Source organism: Algoriella xinjiangensis, from assembly GCF_900115015.1.
GTDB classification, from domain to species: domain Bacteria; phylum Bacteroidota; class Bacteroidia; order Flavobacteriales; family Weeksellaceae; genus Empedobacter; species Empedobacter xinjiangensis.
In genome coordinates this window covers 1-3,061 of record NZ_FOUZ01000033.1, presented here as the reverse complement: position 1 = coordinate 3,061, position 3,061 = coordinate 1, and the positions used below count along the sequence as shown (strand labels likewise).

The 3,061-nt window shown below is 26.7% G+C and carries 4 protein-coding genes; all 4 read left to right on the top strand.

Annotated features, from left to right (window positions below):
- Nucleotides 1-160: 160 nt before the first annotated feature.
- The 4 genes from BM072_RS15275 to BM072_RS15260 all read left to right on the top strand — a co-directional run bounded on the left by BM072_RS15275 (nucleotide 161) and on the right by BM072_RS15260 (nucleotide 2,962).
- Entirely contained in the window at nucleotides 161-421 is a 261-nt protein-coding gene (locus tag BM072_RS15275) for a hypothetical protein (protein WP_092910729.1), read from the top strand.
- Entirely contained in the window at nucleotides 414-704 is a 291-nt protein-coding gene (locus BM072_RS15270) for a type II toxin-antitoxin system YafQ family toxin (protein WP_092910726.1), read from the top strand. The genes BM072_RS15275 and BM072_RS15270 overlap by 8 nt, the downstream gene beginning before the upstream one ends.
- A 357-nt stretch (nucleotides 705-1,061) precedes the next feature.
- Nucleotides 1,062-2,591: a DUF6973 domain-containing protein gene (locus BM072_RS15265; RefSeq protein ID WP_143080501.1), complete on the top strand. Its 1,530-nt coding sequence runs from the start codon at nucleotides 1,062-1,064 to the stop codon at nucleotides 2,589-2,591.
- Nucleotides 2,592-2,599: 8 nt separating this feature from the next.
- Nucleotides 2,600-2,962 carry a hypothetical protein gene (locus BM072_RS15260; RefSeq protein WP_143080500.1) on the top strand — a complete coding sequence of 121 codons (363 nt, stop codon included), beginning with the start codon at nucleotides 2,600-2,602 and terminating at the stop codon, nucleotides 2,960-2,962.
- Nucleotides 2,963-3,061 lie beyond the last annotated feature (99 nt).

The window sequence follows — 3,061 nt, the reverse complement described above, 5'->3', positions numbered from 1 at the left end:
AAATTCATAAAGTATTTGTTTTACCTATTATAAATCCATTAAATTATAGATTAAATTGTTAACGTGCTATTTTTTCCGTTTCGTCGACTGACCCCAAATATATCCAGAAAAGAAATGTTTATTTATTAATGATTACATTTGTATTACAAATACTATCATTATGAATACTAAAGAGAAAAGATTAACTTCTTTAAGAATAAACAATAATCTTTATGAGTTTCTTAAAAAAGAAGCTATTAAATCAAATAGAAGTTTTAATAATTATATTGAAACAATACTTTTAGATGCTACAGGATATTCTATCCCTAATTCAGAAACTATTTCAGCAATGGAAGAATTAAAAAATAATTCAGAAAATCTTGATTCGGTAAGTAATCCATCTGAATTAAAGGGTTACCTAAAAAATCTACTTGATGAATAATTATAAATTAATATTCTCCACTCAATTTAAAAAGGATTTTAAAAAATTTAAAAAAGCTCCCAAAAAAGTCCAAGATATTGAAATGTGTTTAGAATTATTAATTAAAGGTGGTGCTGATAATCTACCTTTAAAAATGAAAGCTCATAAACTTATTGGCGACTATAAAGATTATTGGGAATGTCACATTAATTCTGATTTACTTCTTATTTGGTTTCAGTTTGATGAAGATAAAAAAGAAATTCATTTAACAAGAATAGGATCTCATTCTGATCTTTTCAAATAAAGCCTTAGTATTTGAAATACTAAGGCTTTATTTTGTCCGATTTGGATATGCCGTTTCAACGGCAGAATGCACCTTACAGAGTAGTTTTAGACATAAAATCACTTATCCAAAACGGCACTTTCACAATATCAGTGATTTAACCTGAAAAATTTTGGTGTATAATATTGATTATGTAAAGTTAAATTAATTTGTTATTCTTATAACTTATTGTATTTTTAGCTTAAACACTAATTTTTTATGAATAAACTTTCTAATACCTTTTTAAGGCTCTTTACCTTACTTATTCTTTTTTCTTTACTAGCTTGTTACTCTGATGATGAAACATCTACTGTTGAATCGTCTAAAAAAGAAAATTTAATGCTTCATAAAAATGCTTCTTTTTTAGAAAAAAATAATGAAGTTAATTCTATTGTTAATGAAATAAACAATTTGCAAAAATCTGACAAAAGTTCTAAATCATCCAATGATTCGGATTTTATTATCCATAAAGAAAATATTACATATATTAGAACTCCAGACGGAGAAAGAGAATCTTATACTTTTTTTGTAGAAAAAGAATATAAGCGAAATCTAAATTTCGTCGAAAATCTTGTTCTTTCTAAAAAGAAAAATTCAGATAAGTATGAAGCTATATTGATTACTTACTTCTTTCCTGACGGCTACATGATAGATAATAAAGATTTTCAAGTCTTAAAAACAATGCCTTTAAATATTGATCTTAGTCTTTTTAATAAATCTTCAACACCTCTTAATAAAACATCTGGAGGAGGATGTTCTTATAGTATTATAGAAACCGAACACAAATGTTATAGCGGCAGACACTCAGGAAGTGGACAATATGATGACTGTGATAAAAAAGGAGGGACAGGCCCCTATTCTACTTACGAGCTTTATTTGTCTTGTGATGGCGGGTCTGGTGGCGGAGGTGGCTATAATCCAGGAGAGCCAGGAGGAAGTTCAGGTGGTACAGAAACAGGACCTCCAGGGTCTGGTGGAAATAACGGAAGTGGAGGAGCTAACAATGGTATTGAGACAGGAATTACTTTGCCTCCATCTTGTCAAGGAACAAATTGTGATGAAGTAGTTTTACCGAATCAAATAAACACGCTATTAGGAAAAAAGTTAAACATTTCTCAGTTAATGTTTCTGTATAATAATGAAAATATAGCAAATCATTTATTTTCTATATTAAATAATTACAATACTCATAGCCAAGAAACTTATTTATGGGTAATTAACTATTTAAGTCATATTGATAATATTTCTGCTGCAGATTATTTCAACCAAAACCCGCAGGATTTGGAGGTTTTGTTTTATTTTTCTTCAAATGGAGAAGGATTTATACAAGCTTGGTTAGAGGAACTTATTAATAATACAAATGAATATCCTCTAAATAATACATTTTACATTTTTCAGTATGATTATAAATCTCAAATGTCTACTGAAGAACTAAATATATTCAATACATTATCTCCTCAAAGTCAATTCAAGTATTTAAAAAATGCTTATAACGCTCTTAATAAAGCCGCAAGTTTATATCCTTACTCTACTCATAATGGAAAAGGAGATGCTTTTAGACATGCATATTTTAATACATTAAATGTTATAAGTATAGGTAAATATTATACTGAAAAATTAACAACTGCTCATGAAAATAGACCTCCTAATTATGCATTTGCATTCAAAGAAACTAATATGGATTTATTTAATAATAATGTTGGGAGAAATTATGGAGATTTAATTTTAGCTGGAAATTCAAGTAGTGCTGAAAATTTAATAAAATTAGCTTTACAAAATGGTGAATTAATGTACTTAACTCCTTTAGGTAATGATAATTGTCCAACTTGTGCTAATGATATTTCAAAATTAACTCCAACAAATCAATAATTAAAACTATGAAAAAAATCAGTTTTTATTTTATATCTATTTTAATGATTTTAATATGTTTTTTTATATATCTAATTTTTTTTAGACATATAAAAAGTAGTGAGATATTAATTGATAATTTTTCAAAAATAACAGTAGATTCATTAAATCCTGTTGTTGGGAAAGGGTATTCTTTACGAAAAATTAAAATAAAAGGATACATAAATGATTCAATATTAATAAGGGGTTTTTATGGATATCCTATTTATTTAAGTGGAAAAGTAGATAAAGAATTTAATACTGAATATTATGGCTCATTTCCTTCAATTATTAATATTGAACCTTATAAGGCAACAAGTGGTAAAATAAAAATAACTCACATTATTAAATAATACCTATAACACCTTTTATGTAAAATAGGATTTAAAATAAAAGAAGTCTATCAGAATATCTTTGATAGACTTTTTTATTTGTTGTTCAGTTGCATAGTT